This is a genomic window from Sphingobacterium detergens (assembly GCF_003610355.1).
GTDB lineage: Bacteria > Bacteroidota > Bacteroidia > Sphingobacteriales > Sphingobacteriaceae > Sphingobacterium > Sphingobacterium detergens.
The window spans coordinates 827,747-852,257 of record NZ_RAPY01000001.1 but is presented as its reverse complement, the minus strand read 5'-3'; the positions used below and the strand labels follow the sequence as shown (position 1 = coordinate 852,257).

25 protein-coding genes are annotated in these 24,511 nt (G+C 37.8%); 15 read left to right on the top strand and 10 right to left on the bottom strand.

Going from position 1 to position 24,511, the window contains the following annotated elements; translation table 11 throughout:
- Nucleotides 1-19: 19 nt before the first annotated feature.
- Complete coding sequence (locus DFQ12_RS03690) at nt 20-2,464, top strand: glycoside hydrolase family 2 TIM barrel-domain containing protein (RefSeq protein WP_167457186.1); 2,445 nt, start codon at nt 20-22, stop codon at nt 2,462-2,464.
- A gap of 189 nt (nt 2,465-2,653) precedes the next feature.
- Here DFQ12_RS03690 and rsgA read toward each other — a convergent pair whose 3' ends face one another.
- Nucleotides 2,654-3,706, bottom strand: a complete 1,053-nt coding sequence (gene rsgA, locus DFQ12_RS03685; protein WP_120257662.1) for a ribosome small subunit-dependent GTPase A — start codon at nt 3,704-3,706, stop codon at nt 2,654-2,656.
- A gap of 325 nt (nt 3,707-4,031) precedes the next feature.
- Nucleotides 4,032-5,006, bottom strand: a complete 975-nt coding sequence (locus DFQ12_RS03680; protein WP_120257661.1) for a helix-turn-helix domain-containing protein — start codon at nt 5,004-5,006, stop codon at nt 4,032-4,034.
- A gap of 111 nt (nt 5,007-5,117) precedes the next feature.
- On the opposite strand from DFQ12_RS03680, the gene DFQ12_RS03675 reads away from it, so the two are divergent.
- The 3 genes from DFQ12_RS03675 (at nt 5,118) to DFQ12_RS03665 (ending at nt 7,422) form a co-directional block, all read left to right on the top strand.
- Nucleotides 5,118-5,615, top strand: coding sequence for a transposase (locus DFQ12_RS03675; protein ID WP_120257660.1), 498 nt, complete (start codon nt 5,118-5,120; stop codon nt 5,613-5,615).
- Nucleotides 5,608-6,792 carry an FAD-dependent oxidoreductase gene (locus tag DFQ12_RS03670; protein WP_120257659.1) on the top strand — a complete coding sequence of 395 codons (1,185 nt, stop codon included), beginning with the start codon at nt 5,608-5,610 and terminating at the stop codon, nt 6,790-6,792. The genes DFQ12_RS03675 and DFQ12_RS03670 overlap by 8 nt, the downstream gene beginning before the upstream one ends.
- Nucleotides 6,793-6,855: 63 nt before the next feature.
- Nucleotides 6,856-7,422 carry a hypothetical protein gene (locus DFQ12_RS03665; RefSeq protein WP_120257658.1) on the top strand — a complete coding sequence of 189 codons (567 nt, stop codon included), beginning with the start codon at nt 6,856-6,858 and terminating at the stop codon, nt 7,420-7,422.
- A gap of 87 nt (nt 7,423-7,509) precedes the next feature.
- On the opposite strand, the gene DFQ12_RS03660 is transcribed toward DFQ12_RS03665, so the two are convergent.
- Nucleotides 7,510-8,019 carry a dihydrofolate reductase family protein gene (locus tag DFQ12_RS03660; RefSeq protein ID WP_120257657.1) on the bottom strand — a complete coding sequence of 170 codons (510 nt, stop codon included), beginning with the start codon at nt 8,017-8,019 and terminating at the stop codon, nt 7,510-7,512.
- Nucleotides 8,020-8,108: 89 nt separating this feature from the next.
- On the opposite strand from DFQ12_RS03660, the gene DFQ12_RS03655 reads away from it, so the two are divergent.
- On the top strand, nt 8,109-8,450 hold the full coding sequence (locus tag DFQ12_RS03655; protein ID WP_120257656.1) for a winged helix-turn-helix transcriptional regulator: 342 nt from the start codon (nt 8,109-8,111) through the stop codon (nt 8,448-8,450).
- Between the two features lie 195 nt (nt 8,451-8,645).
- On the opposite strand, the gene DFQ12_RS03650 is transcribed toward DFQ12_RS03655, so the two are convergent.
- Nucleotides 8,646-8,876 (bottom strand): TfoX/Sxy family protein, encoded by a 231-nt coding sequence (locus DFQ12_RS03650; protein ID WP_208642423.1) that lies wholly within the window; start codon nt 8,874-8,876, stop codon nt 8,646-8,648.
- Between the two features lie 511 nt (nt 8,877-9,387).
- Here DFQ12_RS03650 and DFQ12_RS03645 point away from each other — a divergent pair.
- Both DFQ12_RS03645 and DFQ12_RS03640 read left to right on the top strand, forming a co-directional pair.
- Nucleotides 9,388-10,095, top strand: a complete 708-nt coding sequence (locus DFQ12_RS03645) for an SH3 domain-containing protein (RefSeq protein ID WP_120257655.1) — start codon at nt 9,388-9,390, stop codon at nt 10,093-10,095.
- A gap of 167 nt (nt 10,096-10,262) precedes the next feature.
- Complete coding sequence (locus DFQ12_RS03640; protein ID WP_120257654.1) at nt 10,263-10,688, top strand: hypothetical protein; 426 nt, start codon at nt 10,263-10,265, stop codon at nt 10,686-10,688.
- 173 nt (nt 10,689-10,861) lie between these two features.
- Here DFQ12_RS03640 and DFQ12_RS03635 read toward each other — a convergent pair whose 3' ends face one another.
- Both DFQ12_RS03635 and DFQ12_RS03630 read right to left on the bottom strand, forming a co-directional pair.
- Nucleotides 10,862-11,044, bottom strand: coding sequence for a hypothetical protein (locus DFQ12_RS03635; protein ID WP_147420318.1), 183 nt, complete (start codon nt 11,042-11,044; stop codon nt 10,862-10,864).
- A gap of 25 nt (nt 11,045-11,069) precedes the next feature.
- Entirely contained in the window at nt 11,070-12,038 is a 969-nt protein-coding gene (locus DFQ12_RS03630; RefSeq protein WP_120257652.1) for a helix-turn-helix domain-containing protein, read from the bottom strand.
- Nucleotides 12,039-12,188: 150 nt separating this feature from the next.
- Here DFQ12_RS03630 and DFQ12_RS03625 point away from each other — a divergent pair, with 150 nt between their 5' ends.
- Nucleotides 12,189-13,376 (top strand): MFS transporter, encoded by a 1,188-nt coding sequence (locus DFQ12_RS03625; protein ID WP_120257651.1) that lies wholly within the window; start codon nt 12,189-12,191, stop codon nt 13,374-13,376.
- Nucleotides 13,377-13,473: 97 nt separating this feature from the next.
- On the opposite strand, the gene DFQ12_RS03620 is transcribed toward DFQ12_RS03625, so the two are convergent.
- Nucleotides 13,474-14,298 carry a helix-turn-helix domain-containing protein gene (locus tag DFQ12_RS03620; protein ID WP_120257650.1) on the bottom strand — a complete coding sequence of 275 codons (825 nt, stop codon included), beginning with the start codon at nt 14,296-14,298 and terminating at the stop codon, nt 13,474-13,476.
- 152 nt (nt 14,299-14,450) lie between these two features.
- Here DFQ12_RS03620 and DFQ12_RS03615 point away from each other — a divergent pair, with 152 nt between their 5' ends.
- The 4 genes from DFQ12_RS03615 (at nt 14,451) to DFQ12_RS03600 (ending at nt 18,167) form a co-directional block, all read left to right on the top strand.
- Nucleotides 14,451-15,011 carry a GNAT family N-acetyltransferase gene (locus DFQ12_RS03615; RefSeq protein WP_120257649.1) on the top strand — a complete coding sequence of 187 codons (561 nt, stop codon included), beginning with the start codon at nt 14,451-14,453 and terminating at the stop codon, nt 15,009-15,011.
- A 180-nt stretch (nt 15,012-15,191) separates the two neighbouring features.
- Nucleotides 15,192-16,088, top strand: a complete 897-nt coding sequence (locus DFQ12_RS03610) for a GNAT family N-acetyltransferase (RefSeq protein ID WP_120257648.1) — start codon at nt 15,192-15,194, stop codon at nt 16,086-16,088.
- A 370-nt stretch (nt 16,089-16,458) separates the two neighbouring features.
- Nucleotides 16,459-17,493 carry a PheS-related mystery ligase SrmL gene (gene srmL / locus DFQ12_RS03605; protein WP_120257647.1) on the top strand — a complete coding sequence of 345 codons (1,035 nt, stop codon included), beginning with the start codon at nt 16,459-16,461 and terminating at the stop codon, nt 17,491-17,493.
- Nucleotides 17,494-17,699: 206 nt separating this feature from the next.
- Entirely contained in the window at nt 17,700-18,167 is a 468-nt protein-coding gene (locus tag DFQ12_RS03600) for a GNAT family N-acetyltransferase (protein WP_120257646.1), read from the top strand.
- Nucleotides 18,168-18,292: 125 nt separating this feature from the next.
- On the opposite strand, the gene DFQ12_RS03595 is transcribed toward DFQ12_RS03600, so the two are convergent.
- Nucleotides 18,293-18,517 carry a hypothetical protein gene (locus DFQ12_RS03595; RefSeq protein WP_279634404.1) on the bottom strand — a complete coding sequence of 75 codons (225 nt, stop codon included), beginning with the start codon at nt 18,515-18,517 and terminating at the stop codon, nt 18,293-18,295.
- A gap of 199 nt (nt 18,518-18,716) precedes the next feature.
- Complete coding sequence (locus DFQ12_RS03590) at nt 18,717-19,160, bottom strand: hypothetical protein (protein WP_120257645.1); 444 nt, start codon at nt 19,158-19,160, stop codon at nt 18,717-18,719.
- Nucleotides 19,161-19,372: 212 nt separating this feature from the next.
- On the opposite strand from DFQ12_RS03590, the gene DFQ12_RS03585 reads away from it, so the two are divergent.
- Together DFQ12_RS03585 and DFQ12_RS03580 are read left to right on the top strand one after the other, a co-directional pair.
- On the top strand, nt 19,373-20,344 hold the full coding sequence (locus tag DFQ12_RS03585; RefSeq protein ID WP_120257644.1) for a DUF6985 domain-containing protein: 972 nt from the start codon (nt 19,373-19,375) through the stop codon (nt 20,342-20,344).
- Between the two features lie 276 nt (nt 20,345-20,620).
- A complete protein-coding gene (locus DFQ12_RS03580; protein ID WP_279634394.1) occupies nt 20,621-20,845 on the top strand; it encodes a GNAT family N-acetyltransferase in 225 nt (74 codons plus the stop codon).
- Nucleotides 20,846-20,940: 95 nt separating this feature from the next.
- Here the strand turns inward: DFQ12_RS03580 and DFQ12_RS03575 are convergent, their stop codons facing one another.
- The gene (locus tag DFQ12_RS03575) at nt 20,941-21,639 is read right to left on the bottom strand and encodes a DUF1963 domain-containing protein (RefSeq protein ID WP_120257643.1); all 699 of its coding nucleotides are present in this window, start codon (nt 21,637-21,639) and stop codon (nt 20,941-20,943) included.
- A gap of 413 nt (nt 21,640-22,052) precedes the next feature.
- On the opposite strand from DFQ12_RS03575, the gene DFQ12_RS03570 reads away from it, so the two are divergent.
- A complete protein-coding gene (locus DFQ12_RS03570; protein ID WP_120257642.1) occupies nt 22,053-24,497 on the top strand; it encodes a S8 family peptidase in 2,445 nt (814 codons plus the stop codon).
- Nucleotides 24,498-24,511 lie beyond the last annotated feature (14 nt).

Sequence of the window (24,511 nt, the reverse complement as noted above, 5' to 3'; positions counted from 1 at the left end):
GTTCCTTTTCTATAATTTTATGCTAAAATTACTTGTTTGCACCCCATATCGCCGCCAACTGAATGTCCTGGGGCTTTGGCTGATCATGACGATACCGCTGTTGGGGCAATCCCGACAGGAAATTAATTTCAATGCCGGTTGGCGGTTTACACTTGATAGTGTTGGGCAGCATAGCCAGGATTCTGGTGGTGACAACTGGCGCCTGCTTGACCTGCCGCATGACTGGAGCATTGAGATGCCCTTCCGCGAACATAGCCCCGCCGGTAGCGGCGGAGCTTATCTGGATGGGGGCATCGGCTGGTATCAAAAGTCATTTAAGCTGCCCCCGGCCTATAAAGGTCAGCGGATATTTATTGCCTTTGAGGGCGTGTATGAAAACAGCGAGGTCTGGATCAATGGTCATTTGCTGGGAAAACGGCCAAACGGTTATATCGACTTTGAATACGAACTATCGTCTTATCTACATGCCGATGGCCGGAAAAATCTGCTAGCTGTTAAAGTCAACAACAATAGGCAGCCCAACTCACGTTTCTATTCGGGTTCGGGCATCTATCGTGATGTTAAATTGATTGCCCGTAATAAGGTCAGTATCGCCACAAACAGCACTTTTATCAAAGTAGAGCAGCTCAGTGAAAAACAAGCTGTGCTGAGTCTTTCGTTGGACATCGAACAGATTCCCAAACAGACTGGATCACTTTCCCTACGGACACAAATTGTATCACCCACCGGAGAAACGGTTTCCCAGGTTGAGGATATATTGGTCAAGCGCGGCTCCGGCGTCAATCCGTTCCGGCAGAAAATCGTGCTGGACAATCCGCTGTTGTGGGGAGTTGAAACACCACGGCAATATACTGCGAATGTACAGCTTGTATCGGGCGGCCGGGTGCTGGATGAGCAGGAAACCAGATTTGGCTTACGCAACTTTAGCTTTGATCAACAGCAGGGATTTGTACTGAACGGAAAGCACCTTAAGATCCGCGGGGTCTGTCTACATAGTGATCTTGGCGCCCTGGGCATGGCCTTCAACCGATCTGCAGCGTTACGTCAGCTAAAGTTAATGAAAGCAATGGGTGTCAACGGTATACGCACATCCCATAATCCGGCCGCACCTGCATTTCTAGATCTATGTGATAGCCTGGGTTTTATTGTGATGAGTGAAACTTTCGATGTATGGAAAGTACATAAGAAACCATTTGACTACCATTTGTATTGGGATAAATGGTTCGAGCGCGACTTTGCCGCCCATGTAAAACGGGACCGAAACCATCCCTCTTTATTCATCTGGTGCCTAGGGAATGAAGCGCAGGAGCAATGGCACTCTAAGTCGGATGGGGCAGCTATTCCCAGACGCTTAGCAGCAATTGCCGACAGCCTGGATGGTACCCGCCCGACCACCATTGCCAATAATGAGCTGTCCAGCGAAAATCCGTTATTAATGAATCCGGCCGTAGATATTATAGGCTATAATTATAACCATAAGCAATGGGCCAGTTTCCCGTCAGATCATCCGGGGAAGAAGTTTATCGTAACAGAAAGCACGTCTGCGCTGGAAAGTCGGGGTCAATATGATCTGGTGCCCTACGATTCAGTGCGCATGTGGCCTGAAAGATGGGATATTCCCTTCAATGGCGGTAATAGAGACAAGTCCATATCAGCTTACGACAACATTTATACCCCCTGGGGATCTAACCATCAGACGAGTCTACGTCTGATGGAGCAATATGATCATATTGCCGGAATGTATGTGTGGACAGGTTTCGATTACCTCGGCGAACCTACGCCTTATACCTGGCCTGCCCGGAGTTCATATTTCGGAATCGTCGATTTAGCAGGCTTCCCGAAAGATGTATATTATCTGTACCAAAGTGTCTGGACCGACAAGCCGGTCTTACACGTATTACCGCACTGGAACTGGAAACAGGGGGATAGCGTTGATGTGCTGGTCTATTACAATCAGGCGGACCGATTGGAACTGTATCTGAACGGTAGAAAGATCGCTGAGCAATCCAAAGATCCTAGTCGTTATGACCTCGTTTTTAGAGCCATCCCTTTTGAACCTGGGGTACTTGAAGTGGTTTCCTATCGGGGAAACGAGAAAGTAATGAGCAAAACGGTCCGCACTGCAGCAAAACCATACCGTGTCAAGCTAGTTGCCGAAAAGCCTAGTGTTAGTGCTGCAGCTAATGAGCTGGCTTATATACACGCCTACGTTGTGGACGAGTTTGATACTGTTGTTCCGGATGCGGCGCATGACATCGAGTTTAACGTTGAAGGGAAAGGGGCAGAGATTGTGGCCACAGACAATGGCAATACAACCGATCTCCGGAAATTCCAGTCCAGGGCGCGACAGGCATACCACGGCAAAGCGCTGGCTATAGTCGCCGTCAAGCATAGCGGCAAATTGATTATCAGGGCAAAAAGTAAGGGACTGATCTCCGGGAGTGTTGAACTGGATGTACAATAGAAAGCAAGGATGGAGTAATGGTTCTATTGAATGAAATGTTATCCGACTGAAAACGATAAAAGGGTAGATGCATGATAGAGCGAGATAAGATATATTGAAAAGCAAAGAAGTTCTGTCGTAGTCGACCTCATGCCGCATGTTAATACAGGTGTTCAATTATTCAGATGAACACCTGTATTACGTAAAAGGTTAACGTTTTTTTATTCTCTTAGCCGCTTCTGAAATTTTAGCGAAAGATTTACCCCTTTTCCGTTTCTCATGCTCCGAAGTAGAAAAATACCAAGATTCTTTACGCAGTTTGAGGTAACTATTGTATACTGCCAGCTCTAAAAGGCCATTGTTTACAGCGTCTACGACAGCACAGCCAGGTTCATTAACATGTGTACAATTTTCAAAACGACAGGATTCTGCAAAATCAGCAAGTTCGAATATATCTGATAATGTATCCGAAGTGTCTGATGCTAAACCAAATTCTCTAACACCGGGCGTATCTATTAAAATACCACTATCCTTCATCAATATCATTTCCCTTCGGGTCGAGGTATGTCTTCCTTTACCTGATGATTTGCTTATCTCAGACGTGGAAAATACTGTAAGTCCACACAGTGTGTTGATCAAAGAACTTTTTCCGACTCCAGATGATCCAACAAATACAATCGATTCCCCCTGCTTGATAAATTTTCGTACCGGAAGTATTGTTTCTGGAGAAAAAACGCTTGTAAAAAGTATTGGCATTTGACGTCCGATATGTTTCAGCGATTCCTCTACTTTTTGGCGATTGAACTCCAGATCCGATTTAGTGAGGATCAATATGGGATGAATATTTTCTTCTGCTATTTGAACCATAAATCGTTCCGTTCGGCGAACGCTGAAATTGGCATCGAGGCTCTGTACAATAAATGCCTTGTCTACATGGGATGCTATAGCTTGCCTTTCGTTCTGCGTGCCACTCTTTCTTCGGTATAAGGTATGCTTGCGTGGTAAAACATCGACGATTATTCCTTTGTTATCTTCAAAAGGTTGAAAAATAATCCAGTCACCGGTACAGGGGTGTTCAAATGATGAACGTCCATAAAGCATATTACCTGCCAGTTCGCACAACAGCCGACCGCTCTGGGCGATGACCTCATAATTGGTTTTGTTTACTGCGGCAACACGACCATGAAAAAGATGTTTGTATTGTGAGGCTTGTTTGATTAGGAACAGCGTATCGTTCCAACCATATAATGATAAGTTATTCACTTGTTGATAATCTAAAATGATGAAATAAAATTGCTTAATTCTCTGTCATCCGAATGGTTTGTTCCATACCAACGGCCTTTGGTAATACGTAAACTACCAAACCGATGATTTTCGAAACAAGACACCCGGAATTAGGCAATCATTCCAATCGTCAAACTATAATATGTGAATAGTTGTCTTTGCATAAGATACAAAGATATAAAAATTTAATTCAATACGTTAATGAGTTATTTAAGAAGAAGTTGCTTTGGATTTCTCTACAAATAGGGTAGGTGCTCTACGAAAGGGACTATGTGCTGTTTGCCCTTTTGGAGGCTACCCAACCTCAACGTCTGACTTTACTTGGCGCCATGCCGAACTTTTTCTTGAATGCCTTACTAAAGTGCTGTAAGGAACAGTATCCCAGTTCAAACGCTATTTCAGTGGCTTGCTTTTTACCCTCCATTAGATCATTTTTTGCCAGATCTAAACGTAGGTCAGATAAATAGGAAAAAGCAGTTTGATTAAATATTTCCTTAAACCCTCGTTTTAGCTTATATTCATTAACCCCCGCGATTCTCGCCAATTCTATCAACGTTGGGGGCGACTCGATATTCTTAACCAGATAATCACGGGCGTATACAATTCGTTCTTTATCATAATCATGTTTTATGTATCTTGAGGTTGAACCTTGATGATGATTTAAAGACTCTGCTTGCAAGACAAGCAACTCGATGGTTTTCGAAAGAAGAAACAGTCTCTTTAACCCACCGGAATAATCACAACTCAAAATCGAATTGATACAGGTTTGTATTGGCAGGTCAATACTTAGACTAGAATTTGAGAAAGCAACCGGAGTTCCTGAAACTATTTTATCAGCAAACCTTTTTAGGGATTCGTTTCCATCTTTTGATATTGTTAAAAAAGATTCTTTTTGAAATTGCACCATAAATGATTTCATCTGCAGGCCGTCAAATTTCATTTTACCTTTAGCCTTGGTACCATAGAATAAATTGTGCTGATTACCATTTAATTCAAAGGAATTGCTCATTCCTTTCTGTACTATTGAAGTTCTTCCTTGCAAATTGAAGTGCATGGTTACCAGCTCTGAATCTCCTTTCCAATCCAACTCGGTCGGTTTATCAAGATCAGTTTCGGAATATAAGATCTTAATGCCGTCAAAGAGCCATTGTTTAGCAGTTAATTGTCCAAAAGGAATATTCGTTGTAAAGGTGTTTTCTTTAAAACCATGATCACCAAAATCATTTTCATCAAAGGCTATTTTAATGGCCTTTTTATCATTTTTCAGTTCAAATCCCATTGCGCCCTAATTTACCAGTTTAACTCCTTTTTTTGCCAGCGCATTTTTTGATAGCGCGGTACTTTTGCTAAGTGCGGTAATGTAAGAAATAAATTTAAAAATTTTAGACAAATGAGAAACACATACCAATACCCGACAGCTACCCGATGGCTATTTTATTCAATCTGTGCTTACTTTATTATGAATGGAGCACAGTTATGGGAAACTGCGATAATGGTTCCTGCATGGACTGCAGCTCCGCCTTCTTCATTTATCTTTTTTCAAAAACCTTACATGCTGGATTTTAAAATGTTTTGGATAATAATCCATGGAATTCATGAATCGGTATTTATTACAGCTGTGATTTTTAACTGGGCGATAAAGAATCGTAGAAAGTTAATGTTACTGGTTCTCGTTGCACATATTGCAGTAAGGATATGGACATTAACATATTTCGCGCCTGTTATAACGGAATTCCAGCAATTACCATATAGCGATACGCTGGATATATCCTTACAGGAAAAAGCAGCTCGATGGCGCAATTTAAATTATTTGCGGGTGGTCATTTTTTTTGCATTGAACTTTTTACTGATACACGGATTAAAAATAAAAGAGAAAAACAATGAATAAAAAAGTACTCGTTATCGGCGCTGGCGTAGCCGGGCCCATACTAGCTTTACAACTGAAAAAAATAGGTTTTGATGTTGAAATATTTGAAGCGAGATCAGAAGACAATGCAAAAGAGGGAGCCTTTTTGGGCCTTACACCCAATGGCTTGAATGTATTGAAAGAATTTATTGACTTAAAACTGCTCAAGGAAGATTATACTCCCGGTTCAATGAAGTTTTTCAATTCTAAAGGAAAGCAAATAGCAAAACTCGATACGGCCTATCAGAAACAACAATATGGTGTAGAAACAATTCAGATCAAAAGAGCAAACCTCAATAAATACGTTCGTTTAGCTGCTAAGGCAGCTGGGATAAAAATATGGTACGACAAAAAATTTGTCAGATATCATGAGGCTAATGAACAGGTAACCGCATATTTCGCTGATGGGACAATAGTTACTGGATATATTATGTTGGCCTGTGACGGAATGTTTTCCGAAGTTAGAAATCAATTATTCCCGAATGCTTCTCTTATTAAGTATACGAAAGTCATTTCTACTGGTGGTTATGCATATGTTCCTGAACTTTATGAACCGTTGGATTCCATACACATGAACTTTGGTGAAAGGGGATTTTTCGCTTATTCGGTTTCCGACAAAGGTGAAGTTTGGTGGTTTAATAATTATTTTAGAGAACAGGAACCGAAGCCAAAAGAAGTAGAAAAAACATTAAATACCGAAATTCAGGACTATTTGACAAAAATTCATCAGAATGACGATCCTTTATTTTCCAAAATCATCAAAAATAGCCATCAAATTATTGCATATCCTATTTATGATGTGCCTAAACTTTTGCATTGGTATAAAGGTAGGGTGTGTCTTATTGGAGATGCGGCGCACGGTATCTCTCCACATATTGGGCAGGGAGCCTCATTGGCATTGGAAGATACGCTCGTAATTGCTGAATTATTAAAATTAAACATAGGCTATACACAAGCCTTTCAGCTTTTTCAGACCGACCGCCAGCCTAGAGTAGAGCGAGTAATAAGAAGTGCAAGGAAAGTAGGGAATACGAAAACAAAAACCAATCCAATAACAGCTTGGTTTCGTGATCGTTTAATCGGTTTTTTTATTAAAAAACAAATTAAACAGCTTGACTGGATATATGGTTGGATCTTTTCCCTTAAGAATAGGAGCTAACGCAATTACTAATCAATTTTATAGCTCAAAAAGTATCGCACTCTAGCAATTGCACTATTTTCGGTGGTATTTATTTTTTCGTGTATCTCTTGCACTTCCATATCGCCCAAGTATTTAGCACAAACTGCTGCGGCACATAGTGTTTCGAAGGTAGAATTGAAGGAGACATACATCTTTGATAATTATCCCCAGAAGATAATAGGCCATAATCATAGCAGTCAGGAGAAGAGTGCAGCCTATAATGAATATTGTTTATGGAACTATATTGAACCAAATTACTATAAAACTGATAGTCTGCACTATCTTTACAAAACTTCATTGGAGCTCACCAAAAAAAATAAAATCCATTTCAAACTCATTGATACCTTAGGAAATGTCGTGCATGAAAGAACGAGGAAAGTTAAGCCCGAACCGCAAAACTTTGTTTCTTTCAGAAATACCGACATTGACATCTATGTATTAGTCAATAGATTCTTTACCAAAACTATTTGCTTTGCACTAGATAAACATGGTGATTTAGTCGTGCCCAGTGAGTCGACAGCAGCCGGTTTTCTTATTCTCTTTCCGCTCGCCGGCGCCCTTAACCATGATGCATATACTTATCGTCGTGTGGATACAGTCGCCAACTGAAAGGATATAGATCGGAAAGAAATAATTTTAGCGGATTTGTTTCCATCATTCAACTATTTTTGAAAGACATTTTTGGTCTGTTGTTATTCAGTCTTCTTTAGTTAGATGCAATTGAAGAAAACCGTTTTTAAGCGTCTGTGCTTTGTATCTGAACGTTGAACTTAACTCCTCATTGTTTGCTAAAATTGCTCCAGCTCCAGTGATTATAGGACTGACGTTAAAATAGATATCTGTAATCAAATCCCAGTCCAAAAAAGCGTTGAAAGTACCTGCTCCACCTCCGACGGATATTTCACGCACTCCTTTTGTAGACATATATGCAATTGCCTCTTCAGGACTTGCTACAGTCTTGTAGCCATCAGCCGTATAAGGTTTGTCGGCCAATATGATGATTTCTATTCCATTAAAATGTTCTTTTACTTGATCTGGAAAATTTAGAAAATTTTCGAATGTTTTCAATCCTATTACTACATTTCCAACCTGCCTTACAAATTGTACATAAAATTCCATTGTTTCCGGTGGTAGTTTATGATGCGGGTTATCGGATATCAAAATTCTTCCATTAGCTGAAATATTTGCGATTACTGTTACTTTCATAATGATTTTCCTTAAATTTCTGTTCAACAAAACTATTGGATATTCAATATATATTTACTATTCATTACCTTTAGGAAAGTAACTATCATATGAGCAATAAAAATATTGATAAAGAAACGATATTGGCATTAAAAGATGGCATTGAATTGCTCAGTGGTAAATGGAAATTTTGTATCCTGCACAATTTGCAGAAACACGGCACAATGCGGTTTAAAGATCTGCAAGAGATGGCTCAGGGAATATCCCCAAAAGTTCTATCCAACGAACTTCAGGAACTAGAAGATAATTTACTGATTAGCAGAACGGTTAATGACACCAAACCTGTGACCGTTTCTTATTCGCTTACCGCCTATGCTAAAGAAACGGAAGAAGTTGCCAATGCTTTAATTAAATTTGGTCTAAAGCATAGAGATAAAATTAAAGCAAAATGACGTTTCTAAGATTTGTAGGTTGTACTGCCTAAAAGTAGCTAAGTTCTCCAACTTTCCGACTGACTTTTCAGGCTCACTACTACCTGAAATCGAAAAAGTATACTGACACAAATTTATTTTTCATTTCTTCTTGGAAGCCCTAGCGGTTGGGGTATAATCAAGGCAGATTTTTATCCAATATTCAAAATCATTAGGTTATTGAAAACCAGTGGGCTCTACATAACGATAGCCTTTTTTTTCCGAGACCTCATCTTCCAGTTCCGCGCTATAGCGGCACATTAGATTGTCATCACTGATATTGATACACATTTTCCCATTCACCAGAAAAGATAATCCGCTGAACATTTTCTTTTCCTCAACGTCGATATTTTCTTCCATTGCAAGTCTTTCGCGGACGCGGTTGACAAGTTCATTGTTATAAGCCATCACTTCAATTTGACAGTTATTTAAAATTACTTAAAAACTGCCATTGTCACGAGATTTTTCCTTATTATAATTTAAAGAATTATAATAAGATAAGGTTGTCTGCAAAAGATTGTCCGTCCAATCATGGATATCACTGATAACCGTGATTGTTTCATCCCATTTTAATTTCTAATATTGCTCATTCGGTAAGTAGAATTTAAACGCATGAATATCTCCGATCAACAAATCCTGTTTATAAATACGCATTTTAATGATGGTATCCCGGAAAATGTAGCATTCTGACGATTGAATATTGATTTAATGGAATTGACCATTGAAAATAAAGGTAAATTACTGAACAAAAATATTGCGAACTTAAAAAATAATAAAAATCTGAAATACAACCTTGAACTAGGAAGTTTTGCCGCAACAAGTGATTAGAATCGCTTCAAAGTCATGGAATCTTAGTGAGAGACCAGCATTGCGTTTCGAAACCTGCCCAAATTATTATAAGTAATAACATGATAAAAAAATGAACCATAAATATCTACTACTACTTTTTCTTACAATAAGTCAATTTGCCAACGCGCAATTTGCAAAGATCATTGATAAAGATGGTTATGTAAATGTGAGGGAACAAGCCACATTGAATAGTGCCATAGTTTCAAAAATTGCTGCTGATGAAATTGTCTATGCCTTTCCCGATGAACAATTTGGCAATTGGGTGATTGTTGATTATACAGACAATCAAGAGAAGAATATTACAGGATATGTACACAATTCAAGAATTAAGTTTGTCGGATCTTATATGCAGATCCCCAATATATCCTTTGATGACAACAGCACAACATTTAGATCAAAGGACGTCGCTGTGGAAATACGGTCTAACAAGTTTGATTACGAAAAAAACAAAAAGTACTTTTCTTCAACTACATATGAAGACTATACCGTTACGGATAAATTTAAAGGACAGAAGCTCTGGGGAACAGATGGCGAACCCCCTACAAGTCATTATACATCTATAAAAGCCACGATAAAGGGGCGGAGCGTCCAAATTCCGGAAAAGGAAATTGAGAACCTCTTTAATTTCAACAATGAATTTGCAGCATGTTATTATGATGATCGGGATGATATTCTATATATCACTTCTGTAAATAGTGATGGGGCTGGTGGATATGCGATTTTATTTACGATTGAAAAAGGTAACTATAAAGGGCGAGTGGTAACTATTCCTTTTTAGGCGTATGGATTTTCTTGATTTTTTTAATACAGGTTATTTTTTTTCGAATCTGGATAGTCAATGTTATCAAAATCCCCATCCAGCGAAATGTAGTAACTATTACTTCCTAATTTGGCAAATTGCGTATATTTAAGAGTTGTGTGATATTGTTATAAATCAAGTGCTAAATGGAACAAAGAGAATTTTCGAAATTAACACTTAAATTCTTGGAAGGAAATTATCCACAGTTTGTTCAGACAATAAAATTTCAAGATGACGGATCTTTTGATTGTGATTGGAAAAGTGAATCCGGAATATTTTCCATTTGGATTGCAACATATAATACTGAAATAACTATTGGAATTGAAGATCCAAATGGAAAAACAGATATTCATAGGCATAATCCATGTTATGGGTTAGATGATTTAGGGGCTTGCGTTGCAGAATTATCATCATTTATTGAAAATATTAAAGCAGGCAATTTAGTTTTATATCAAGATGGGGATGGAAAATATAATTTGATAAAATCATTTGAATTTGAAAACCTTGATAACTGTAAAAAGTTTTCATGGAAGATTAATCACCCAAGCTCTTCGGAAAAGGAGGGTAGTTGATCCGATTGTAAAAGCCTCGGAATAGACTGCGCCCAAAAAGTTGAACACTATTTGGGCGCAGTCCATTTTTTTTGTCTGGGCTTTTTAATTTCCATCACATGTTACCCTTTATGCCAACATTTAATATTGTGTAATTAGATGTTCCGCAAGAATTAGTTTCTCTAGCTCTGATTCTAAAAATCTATCAGATCTTCTGGTTGGTACCTTTTGTCACATCCCGAACCCGCATATGCTATAATCAGATTGCTCTTATCATACACATCGATTTTGCAGAAATCAACACCTTCTGACCTTGTTTTTTCTAATGTATCAATGCCATTTTCGTAGATCAGTTTAAATAATTCTGTAAATTCCATCTTTAAATAGTTTAATGGTAGACTTCTAAATACACCCAAATAGGTTGGATAAAACATATATATGATCGTCCGTAATAATGATATCCTTTGGAATATTGATTTGATACTTTTTTTGACAAAACAACTGCCTGTTTTTATAGGCATTTGGAGTCTGTCCTGTGCAGCGTTTAAAATATCTGCAGAATAGTGATGCGTCAGCAAACTCAAGTTCATCGCTGATTTGCTTAATGGATAGCGATGTGTTATTTAAATATTCCTTTGCTTTATTAATAATAGCAAATTCAATCCATGATTTAACAGATTTACCTGTCTTTTTCTTGATTAATGTACTTAGATGTTGTGGTGTTATATGCAGGTGGTCAGCATAAAAGGAAACATTACGTTGTATATGACCATGTTTATTTAACAAATTATAGAATGTATCCGTTATATCATTGATTCTGTTTTTTTGTAGGTTATTCTTATCCGATAGTGTGGGGTACGCCTGTGCTACGGCGGTAATTAAAGAAAAAACCAGGTATTGTATCATTTGCTCTAACAGAATTGTTTTTGGAAGCACGTAATGTTTCTGAAGCAGTTGAACTATATCTTCAATCAATAATAGATCTTTTTCACTGGGGTGAATGACAGGCATATTCAACACTTCAGTATTGTTTATGAATTCTGGTAGAATAGTAAATTTATCGATAAAATCATAGGTCATCACAAATAGGACAGCCACAAAATCCGTACTCCAGTCCATTGGTTCAATGGGCATCTCAGGCAATATGATGAGTATTTTGTTCTGATCGACAGTACAGAGTTCGTTATTGACTTTCAACACTGCCGTACCTTCTTTACAAAATAACAGGATTAGTCCTTCAAATTTCTGTGCTGATCTTAAATAGGGCTGTATTTGCAGTGGTAAAGTGTCTATAATAATCAGTCCATCCATTTTATTTGGATAGTTTACATCGTATGCGGCGTGAAGATCGGATATCTTTAATAAATCCACTATTTTTTCTTGTAAAAGTACAAAACGGCACTATTAAAGTGACGCGAATATCTAAAATTGAACATAAACACCTTAAAACCGAATATGTTTTCCTTGCCATCATCGTCTACATTTGCTAGCAAATCAATACATGCAGTAGTAACTTTCACAATGAATGACCAAAAACAAGCTTTCCAGCGGCAAAATAGGATACGTATAGCTATTTCGCTGTTTTTTTTCTCCCATGGACTGATACTTTCTTCCTGGGCTAGTCGGATACCTGTTATTAAAACTAATTTAGGTATTTCAGACGCTGAACTAGGTACGCTTTTATTGCTTATGCCCGTCGGACAGGTCAGCACAATGCCTTTATCGGCCAGGTTAATTAACCATTTTGGAAGCAAAAATGCTGTGAAATACAGCTTCTTGCTATATCCAATTATACTCGTTATCATTGGTACGGCGACAAGTTATATACAGCTTGCCATCGCGCTATATTTCTTTGGGGTAGTAGGCAATCTGTCTAATATCGCCGTGAATACCCAAGGAGTCGAGTTAGAGAATATTTTGAAAAAACCTATGATGTCCTCTTTTCATGGCACTTGGAGCATATCCGGTTTTATTGGCGCATTGATAGGTTTTCTGTTATTGAATTTGAATCAAACACCATTGATTCATTTCAGTGTGATTTTCCTCCTCGTTGTATCAATATGGATATTCAATATCAACTTCCTGCTACATGTAATACCTGTAAAAGGCGTTCGTAAAGACAGAAGGTCTATTTTCAGATACCTTGACAAAACCTTGATTAGATTAGGTTTGATAGGATTCTCGAGTATGGCAATTGAGGGAGCCATGTTTGATTGGAGCGGAGTTTATTTTCAGGATATCGTCAAGGCCCCTGAGCAACTGATCATTCTAGGCTATACTTCTTTTGTACTCATGATGGCCACAGGGCGCTTTCTTGGTGATTGGCTGATCACCAAAATGGGTAGGAAATGTTTGATTCAGGTATGCGGGATATTGATGAGTACAGGACTAATTATGTCAGTTTTCTATCCTACAGTAGTACTTTGCACAATCGCCTTTATGGTCATTGGTTTAGGTAGTTCCTGCAGTGTGCCTACTGTGTATGGTGTAGCGGGCAAGCATAAGGCCATCAGTGCTGGGAATTCATTGACGCTGATTTCAACAATAGCATTCCTTGGATTTTTAATGGGACCACCCATGATAGGCTTTATCTCCGATTTATTTGACCTCAGGTATTCTTATCTTTTGTTGTCGGTTTTCGGTATTGTTATGATTTTTATGGCTGGTAGAATGGACATATTGGATAAGGAGAAAGCACCCATAGAATGATAAGTAAACCGCAATCGCTTAGTTGCCAAATAACGTCCACGAATTTTTTACCATGTGATGTAAGAGAACATTCAATCCAAGACGATTGCTTATTAGATTAATTTCTAAATGCTGTCAAAGTTATTCCTGTTTGCCTTTTGAAGTAGCGAGCCAAATATGATGTGTCCTCGAAATAAAGTCGATCAGCAATTTGTTTGATTGACAGTTCGGTTGTCCTTAAGAGTACTTTAATTTCTAGTATAACTTGCCTGTCAATCAAATCCTTTGGCGAATCATTTAAAAAGTCTTTAGTGATCTGAGAAAGATAGTAGGGAGTAATGCTCAGTTTATTTGCATAGAATGCGACATTTCTCTGCTCGGTACTATGCTGGCTGATAAGCTCCCAAAACTTCCAACATAGCAATTCCTTTCGACTGTATTGATGTTCAACATTAATTTCTGTCAGTGAAACGCTTTCGGCTATTTTGAGAAAGAAATTTTGTAAACTATTCCGCAACATAATATGCTGATGTGTTGTGCATGTATTTTTGATGTGTTTTATTTGCGTTATCCATCCATGTAATAGGGCGACTTCCGAACAACGAGGTCTGCAAAGTGGGGATTGATGTAGAAACAAGAATAGTTGATTAGGTAAATCAAAGGCTACTTCTGCAGCCAAACTGCGATCTACAAGACAGTAGAATGCGTTGAAATCAGCGGACACCCGTTGCACCACTGTAATATAATCCTCAGCCAGGACCAATACATCATTAGTCTTTAGCAGATAATTCTTAAAATTAACGCTAACTACCGAAGTGCCTTCCAAACATACAATTAAGGAAGTATAGCCGAGCCGTAGGGGATATCCCAGACTTTGGCAAAAATTACTTTCTCCTAGTGCTAGTTCCTCTTTTCCCAAGGAAATATCCGGTGTGTAATTCATTATGGTACTTTTTATTTTTACCATAAATTTAGACTATTTATGGTAAGTAAGTATGATTTGTTTTCAAAAGTACCCATTTTGCGAAAATTTTGGCTATATCCCTATTCTATAAAGACTGTAATTTTGCCACGTACATTTAAAAATAGAATGATATGATTTTAGAGACAGAAAGATTGATTTTGCGTCCATTCAGAGATGCTGATGCAGCAGACTTATTCAAGTATGCTAAGGACGAGAGAGTAGGGCCAATTGCTGGCTGGCCTCCCCACAAGAGTGTTGAAGAAAGTAGTGAGGTAATCAAAAACATATTTTCGCAAGACGGAGTATTTGCAATCACACTTAAAGAGGACGACATTGCTATTGGGATGATTAGTTTGATTTTAGGGGAGAAAAGTAACTTTCCAATCACCGAATCGGAAGGCGAAATTTCATATTGGCTAGGTGTTTCATTTTGGGGTAAAGGCATAATGCCCGAAGCAATCGGCAAAGTGGTACGCTATGGCTTCGAAGATTTGAGATTAGTAAATATCTGGTCCGGCTATTATGAAGGAAACGCCAAGTCAAAGATCGCACAAGAAAAATGTGGTTTCCATCATCATCATGTGGAAGAAGCTAGCTTAAATGAGTTAATGAATGACATACGTACAGAACATATCAGCAGGATGACACGTGATGAATGGACAATGGCTGTCCATGGCAAGGTCTCATTCTAATCGCAAGCATCTCTATAGGGATGCTTGTAATATATTTATGTATATATATAGGGATAAATAATTGCTTGGAGGTCAAAGCACAAATAGCCACAAAACATCAAATCTTTATGAAGTTAAATAGAATAGAGCGTTGGGAAAGAAAGCTGAATAGATACAAAAAATAAAAAGGTGCTAACTACGATGGATACAAATAGAAAAGTTTATTCCGGATTGGAGGAGATGGTGCCATATTTCCTTAGTTTCAACAAGCTATATGATATCTGTCTTGATGGAGATTATATGCCATGGTATGAAATGGGGTACTGGGACAATACTTTTATACCATTTTTTATAGTTCAGGATAATACGGTAATTGCAAATGTATCTTTATCTCCTATGGTAATGATTTTACAAGGGCAGTCCCATAAAGTTCTACAGATTAGTGCAGTGATGACACATCCAGCTTTTAGAGGTCAGGGACTGTCACGTTATCTAATGAATCATGTAATGAGTCAATTCCGTGGGCAATATGAATTCATATACCTATTTGCTAATGCAGAGGTGTTAGATTTTTACCCAAAGTTTGGTTTTGTTAGGTTAGATGAAAGTAGTTTCAAACTTAAAGATTTAACAGATTTCGAACCCGTAAGTTCCGATTGGAGAAAACTTTCTATTCAAATCAGCGAAGATAAAAATCTCTTGGAGCGATTTGCTAAAGACCATAGATTTCTGTCAAATACCCTTTCGTTTGAGCCTAATCCTTGTTTAGCGACCTATCATTTTGTATTGCAGTTCGAAGATTCTTTGTATTATTCAGAAAAAAGAGACTGCTTAGTGTTGATGGAATTTGAAGAAGAAGACCTCAATATCTATGATATTTTTTCAAGTAGGCCATATAAATTAGAAGAGTTAATTCCTACTTTAGTTAAAACACATACGGAAGAGGTCAGTTTCTTTTTTGTTCCGGATACAGATTTTGGCGGAAAACTTGAGGTCGAAAAATATCCTTTCGATGATGATGCTCTTTACATATATCCTGAACACAAAAAGGATCTATTTATGGAGAACTTTGTCTTTCCAATAACTTCTCATTATTAAATATAACATTCTGAGCATTAATCATTATGAAGGCGACCATTATCGATGATCACAGCTAAGGTTGACAACAAGTAAGTATTGCCTGATCACAAAGTTTAGTTAGGAGCGTTAAATTAATTACCGTTAATTTGCACATTTATTCCTTTTAATGGACAATTTTTAGTATATTGAAAAGGGATATATTTGTAGTACATTTTATATTGAATGAATTGTAGCATCCATCTAGTATTTTCCTTTTTCTTTTTTGGCCCGCTAGGGCCGAGATAAACAGATATGTCCGTTACGCACGGATATCAACATCAGATTTTACTTCACGAATTTTTAATATTATGTATTGCGACAGACTGTCGCAGCCTATACACTAGTAGATATGAATAATATCCCAAAGACTATAAATGAAAAGCGTAGTCTAAAATTACATCAGAATAAATTACATCCTGTCTGTCAGTTGAAAGAGAAAATCCAGTGTTATTTTCACGATTTTACACCTTTCGACGATTTAAATGAAGTTGTTAGTATCAAAGGCAATTTTGATGAGTTGCTCGTGCCGCAGGATCATCCCGCACGATCTACTAATGATACATATTATGTAGATTCGGCTCATGTATTAAGAACACAAACTTCTGCACATCAGAACGAATTATTGAGAGGAGACTATAAGCGTTTTATCGTTACAGGTGACGTCTATCGAAAAGATACGATTGATCGCACACATTATCCCGTTTTCCATCAAATGGAGGTGGTGAAGGTATTACCCAAAGGTTCAGATGCTCTTTCTGACCTCAAGAGTACGTTATCGGGGCTAATTGCATATTTGTACCCAGGCAAAGATTATAGATTCCTGGATGATAGTTTTCCGTTCACAGAGCCTTCGGTACAGATCGAAGTTTATCAAAATGAAGACTGGATGGAAGTCTTAGGAGCGGGTGTGATCCACCCTAAGATTCTGGAAAATTGCAATATTGAAGCCACAGGTTGGGCTTTCGGATTAGGCCTGGACCGACTTGTACTTTCTTATTGCGATATCCCAGACATTCGCTATTTATGGACTACAGACGAACGTTTTATAAAACAATTTAACAATGGCCTTGCCCAATTCCAGGAATACTCTAAATATCCTCCTGTTTTTAAGGATATATCGTTCTGGGTCAATGGGTATACCGAAAATAAAGATGAAATTTGGTCTGAATATAATAATTTCTGCGAGATCATCCGTGAAGAAGGCCTTGATCTGGTTGAGGATGTTACTCTTCAGGATAAATTCCAAAAGGAGGGAAGGACCTCACTCAGCTATAGAATTGCCTATCGATCAGGTCAGCGTACGCTCTCCAATGAAGAAATCAATCTCATACAGGAAAAGATCAGAACAGTTCTTTCTGATAAATTTGAGATAATCTTAAGGTAATTATATCATAGGTTCTGCAAACTATTCGTCTGTAGAACCTATTGCTATAGAGCCAACATCAATCAAAGAGAATTATTGACCACAAACCGAAAGATGAGATTTTTTTGCTCCTGAAGCTATTTTAATGCAGCTTCATAGGAGTAAAATTCGGTGCAGAATTTGGCCATTAAAGAATCTGAAAAAACAAAACATATAGTTATAAAAGTATGAACATTAGAAAAGCAGTCCAGACAGATCTGCCAAAGATAAAAAACCTTTATTTCCAACTCTTTGAAGATATGGCACATCATGAACCCGATTATATGCAGACAGCACATCAGGACGAAAGTTTTTTGCAAAGAGTCATCGCCGGAGAAGATCAGTTTACAGCCTTTGTATATGGAGCAGATGATGAGGTAAAAGGAATTGCAATTACACAATTACAGGAGAGCCCACCTTACAATTGTTTCGTACCCTTGAAATGTATGTATTTAATGGACATTGTTGTTGATACGGATATGCGTGGAATAGGAATTGGTAAAGCATTGATTGATCGCGTTAAAACGTGGGCAAAGGAAAACGAAGCGGACTATGTGGAGTTAAGTGTCTTGTCTAAAAACGCTTCCGCTGCGGCACTGTATCTGCACGAGGGTTTTGAGCCATACAGTTTATCTATGCGATTGAAAATTGAATAACTGATTAATCTCGGGGCTCTTAAAGTAATTTAGCGAAGAACTATGTATGCTAAAAAGAAATGAAAAACGATGACAAAAAGAAGAAATGTTGTGACACGTTTAAAATTAGATCAATAGCTTTATTTCTAAGCGACACCGCTTTCTAATATCGAAAACGTCCTGCCTATACAGTTGATTTCGGCCAGCCTTCCATAGGGCAGGGTGAAAGTCGGGCAGGTGTGACCGAAATCCATGCGCGTAATGACAGGTAAATAGGATAATCCTTCTTCATCGAGCACTTTTAGCAATTCAATCTCATATTGTTCCGTGTAAAGATTGTCGTAAGGTCTACCAAAAATAATCCCCATTATACATTCAAGAATCCAGTCATTATGGTTTTCGTAGATTGGTCAATTTAAGTTATTATCAGAAATAGGTTTTGCGGTATGGTTCCTAAAACCTAAATGTTGAAATAGTTGAAGCAGTCAAGACTTAGTCTAACAATTGCAATAGAATAACAATTGAGGAATAGCGTCATGACTACTTCACTTTGATTAATATTACATTCTATTATCCAGTTTCCCCATAGTCAATAGGATAGGCTAAATTTGGACGGACATACACATAATATGGCCCTACAATAAAGTCTTCATGTTGCACCGCCTGCTCCATGCAGGACGGCTGTATCTGTATCATCTTGCCATCCAGGTGGTGGCCGTAGTCGCTATTCCTAATCTTGGATGCCTCCAGTTCATTCCTGGCAATCCGGTAGACGATATCGGCAGACCGAAGAATGGGCAATACAGCATCCAAAGCCTTCGGTATATCCAGTAAGCGCACCGATAAAAAGAATAGGTAACCATCCGGAGCGGCATCGCCACCTACGGTGAGCCAGACATCGCCCTCATGGTAGTTAATACCATGAGCGTCCAGTATCGGTTGAAAGTCCTTGAAAGCGGGCTTGCCGCTGTAAGCTGCCCGCTGTGTTGTCCGGTTCAATGTCTCCGCGTTCATCGGCTTTTTGTGCTATGTTTAAATAATCATGTTTTTATAATTACCAAGATAAAGTGAAAATCAACACGTAGCGCAGCTGCTTAGCGGGGGGATGAAAAGGCATTTACGGTGAATAGCTGATGTGTCATGCAGGGCTTTTCTTTTGCCAGCCAATAGCGAAGAATTTTATTTTTTAGTAACTTTGGGGTAGTATCATTAATATATAATCAATAATGACTGGATGGGAACTTGAAAAACCGGGAGAGTTGCTGCAAACTAGCCGTAACAGGTTAAACAAAACATTGAATGGTTTTTTAAAGCGATACCCGCTGGCTACCGTAAGCGCGGACCATAATATTTTGCTTATCATACGTAAGTACCACCCTTCCCTAAATTGCAGTCCCGATAACGAAACTTATCAAACAGATGATTTCCGATATTGTATGGCGTATTATACCATAAACGCCTATACATATTTTGAACTGCCCACTTATGATTATCAATATGTCTCTATGCAATATGATGCTGCTATAGGGGATTTTACTATCAGGATATCCGCAAAAGGAATAACCCGGATCACTAATATCAAGGAACTGTCACAGCAGCTCAATAATTTTATCGAGCGTGATGAAGCAACAAAACGTACTATTTTTGAATCACTGGCCAACAAGGTGCCAATTGTCACCAAACCGTCTCCCATCACCCAAACCGAGATACAGTCCGCCGTTGTCGGCAGATTAACTAATACGGAGTATGATGATTGGTGGACGGCCATAGATGAGGTCGACATTCCCTTCTTCAACAATGAAAAAATGCCGGTTTCGTTTACGGATTTTAATCCAAATGAAGACCATTCTTTTATCGAGGAAGCGGATGAACTGTTACGTAACTTCTTGGCACAGGATAACAGCCACCGCCTTACGGTATCGGCATATGTGTACCAAAATTGCATGGATTTTTTGGACGCCATTGGTTACGATGATGCTGATGATGCGATGTGGAAGATGAAGCAGCCTGAAGAGGTGTGGCAGTTTGTAAAATGTACCGGGCTATATGTAAGCCGCGAGCCGTATGAAGATAAAGGTGTATATCTGCAACTGCTTTGCGATTGCGATTGGGAGCAGGAGCATGGGCTGCAGCTGGTGTACAATAAACAGGGAAAGCTCGTTCGTGTAAGTGCGCAGGACGGATATATTATCGGCTAGAAAAGAATTATATTTAACTATGCATATTAATCATAATGACAAACATTCACCCTTTTGGAAACTGCTGCCGATGGTCGGTCTTGGACCTATACGTTTTCCTGATGCCCAGATCGGAGGTAGATAACTATCAGCATGAGCTGGGTTCGATTGTCGGGTAGCGGAGTGATAATTTGGATCAGCAGCTAACCAATAGCGCTATTTAAGGAATGTAATCCACCTTCCGTTAAAGCGCTGAAAAATTACAAACTTTTTCCATCTTTAAGGTTTGGGGATTTATTGGTCATAATAGGACAAGGAATAGGCCGCAAGCTCCATCAAATGATGCTTGACTGGTATTTTTCTACAGGAAAGCAATTTGTATGGCTGGGCACAGCTCCTAATTCAAGAGCAGAAGGGTTTTATCTGAAATCAGGTTGGGAGAGAAACGGAATGCACGGCAGTAAAGAGGTTAAGTTTGAAATGACAAAAAGCACTTGGGAAAGTATTAGGCAGGAGGCTTAGGCAATTGGAAATGTCGGGAAGGAATATTTTGTTTGAAGTTTTGATCCTCAGATCAAATAGTAGCTATTACAGTTGTTTTGAGCTCTGCTGTTTTTTTAATAAAAGTCACAGTAGAAATTCCATTCTTCTGTTTTTGCATTTTTAGCAAAATACATCGTTCCGCTATCAACTATATTCAAATTTGCTTTATCGTCGGATGCAATTTGAAATACAAATTCAAAGTCGTTGCCAAAATATACGCCTGGTTGACAAAAGCTTGGATAACCTCCAAGTTTGTGTCCATATTGATTTTCAGCTATATCATAATAACCTTCAATTATTCCCGAATCTTCAAGTTTTAATATTTCATTTTCCATTTCACTTGTTAAACCACCTCCATCCCACACAGGATAATCTTCTTCTATTTTTGAAGGTTTTAGGGGGAATGGTTTTAGTCCTGAATCAGGATTCTTTAATTCTTTAATTATTAATTTGTCTGATTTTTTATATTCTCGCAATAGCCATTCATTTCCGTTGGCAGTTATATCCATTGGAAGTTCTTCTGCTATAAAAACAGTAATCACCATTGTATCAGCTAAAATATCAGGTCTAATTTCAATATCTTCTAAGCAAAGTTGGAACAGAGGAAACATTAGATTTCCATTTTTGTCTTTCGGAATTTCTTCATCTTCTTTGTATAAGTAAACTTTTCCTATCCAACTTTCAGAAATAGAATTTGTTGGCCTAAAACCTCCTGTTTTAAATTCTATAGCTTTTCTTACAATCTGTTGCTTTATTTTTTCTACTTCATTCATTGTGAGTCGCGTTTGGGCAATTACAGGTAATAACTGTATTGTCGAAACTAATATACTAAAAGTTTCGCCAGTCCATCCCTATATATGTATTTCCACTACCGTCCAAAACGATTAGCCAATGCGCCACCAATGCAATGGTAAGTATAAACGTTTTCAGTCAGCTTCTATCCTTGATAGACCGGGATAGTGGAATGTGTCCAATCTTGTGAGCCTTATACGTATGGACATATTTGTGAAGAGGCTACGGTTTCCCGTAATCAACCAATACCTTAGCCTTACATGTTTGTAATAATCTTGAAAGTTAATATTCACAAACATATTAATTCAAAATAAATAATGTATATTAGGCTTGGGTATTAACCTTGCCCGATTGAAAAGAATAAAGCCAATTTTTGTAACCAATTTTAATAGAAATGAATAAACCGCATGTTTTATTAAGGAGTGATATCCAGAATGAGGGAATTGTCCCTATGAAATATAATTACGGGTTCGGGAAAACTGATGACGAAGCCACTGAAGAGGAGAGAGAGGAGGAGAAGCAGATAAATTTAGCAGGTTTGGCCGATAATTTATATAAATCCGCAACGCAATTTCGCAGTGCTCGTGACACCCGTTACCAAAAAAGAAATTCGAAACTTAATATACCCAAGCATATAGACTATGTAAAAGTTAATTTCTTAGGTCAATTTGCAGTGAAGGATTATTTTAATGCTTGGTATAAACATTTCGGCTTAGAAATAGTTGAGGTAACCAATTTTGGTAGCACAATACTATTTGCCGTAGTTTCTGACAAAGATCAAGAGTTTCAAAACTTTTTATCCTCTATAGACACTTTGGTAGAAAATGCCAAAGATGGTGGTGATAGAACATATTCTCACCTTATTCACTATATTGAAACGTTCGAGTTGTTGTCGTCTAATGATATTATAAAAACTGATATAGAAATAGACGGTATTTTGATTTTAAAAGTCCCCGAACTTCTTATAAACTCGGCATCTAAAGATGTAATTTTACAACAATTATTTCAATATTTAAAAGAGCATGGAATAAAGTATACATATGATGATGGCACGAATATCCTTGAAATTTATGTGGCGCCACTGCTAGATCTTGAGGAGGTAATTGACAACTTTGATATATTTCTACAGGTAACATCCAGTAGAGGTACCTTAGTAAGGCCTGATTCATTCAATCTTGCTAAAAAAGAGTATGGTTTTAATTTGATCAACATACCAGATTTTCCGACAGTTGGCATAATCGATTCAGGAATCAGCTTTAACACACCATTGAAGCCAGCGGTAATTGTTGATGAGAACTTGAATATCACGGCTACCCCTGTAAATGAAGATAATTTGGATGGCGGTCAGGGGCATGGTACTGCTGTTGCGGCCTTAGCAAGCCTTGGTTCAGAAGTTATTACACGGGAATATTTAGGAGATTTTACTCCATACTGTAAATTACTTCCGATCAAAATAACAGATCAGTATAGTTCATATTTATCGATTATAAAAATTGTTTCTGTACTCAAAGAAGCAAAATCAAGATATCCAGAAATTAAGATATTTACCCTAACTGTAAGTTTCAAAGAACATAAAAAGTTTAATGAAAACTACTCAAATTATGCCTATTCATTAGATCGTTTTGCTTACGAGAATGATTGTCTTATTTTTATTAGCACCGGAAATAATTTTGCTGCTGCGGAACAATACAATAGATATCATTTGCCTCACTTTAATGATGAATCAACAAACCTGTGTGTACCAGCGGAATCTTTAAACAATATGACTGTTGGTGCATGCGCAGAATCTTTTAGAAATGGAGATTTTTCTGGAATTTCTAACGGAAGGGAATACCCCACAATGTTTAGCCGAAAGGGTCATTATAATGATGCTCTGCTACAAAAAGGAGAGAAGAAAAATAAGCTGCTTTTTAAACCAGACATGGTTATGGCCGGTGGAGATTACTGCTTAGATCGTTTCAAATGGGTTACAGTGGAAGGTAATGCAAGTATGATTTTGTTGTCTGCTGATTCTGCAGAAAGTTTTTATCAAAATGTAGGGACAAGTTTTGCGGCTCCTTTAGCGGCCAATGTTGGTGCAAGAATTCAGAAATTGTATCCTTCTATTAGTTCAAGTTCAATAAAAGCTTTAATGCTAAATCATTGTACTGACAAATTTGTTTACAGCCCAGATTGGTATAAGGCTTCTTTAATAGGACATGGTCATTTAATCAAAGACGAAGTGCTTTTTTCCAATGAAAATAAGATCAGTTTAATTATAGAAGATAGCCTCGACAATGATGAATTTAAAATTATACCTATAAAATTACCAGACTACTTGATTAATGAGGATCTTAAAAAAAGTAATGGGATATTGAAAATTACAACCACATTATGTTTTCAATTTCTTCCGGTAAAAGACAATCAATTAGGTTACTGTCCAGTTCATATTGCTTTTGGCTTTTTTAAAAACCATACACATGGTACTATTCTACAGAAAGAAGAAGATATACGATCCAAGCTCAAAACTAGTTTGCCAGTTTGGAGCCAAAATGCGCGATTTAAAACTAGACCAATTCCCTATTCGAACGTACAGAAGCAATCTTTCCCAGTAAATGTAAATGAATTAATCGATGAAAATGGAATTTTTAAATTGGGCATTCACTGTCTAGTACATCCACAACTCAGGCCAGGTGAAGATCAACCATATTTAAAAGGAAATAAATTCTCAATCGCTATCACAATAGAAGAAACCCTTAAGAAAGAAAACTTAACAGGGAAATTGTATGATGAACTTACAGCTATCAATCAGGTAGAAGTCTTAGGAAATCTCGATCAGGAAGCAGATCTGGACGCTTAATTCTCTGAGATTAT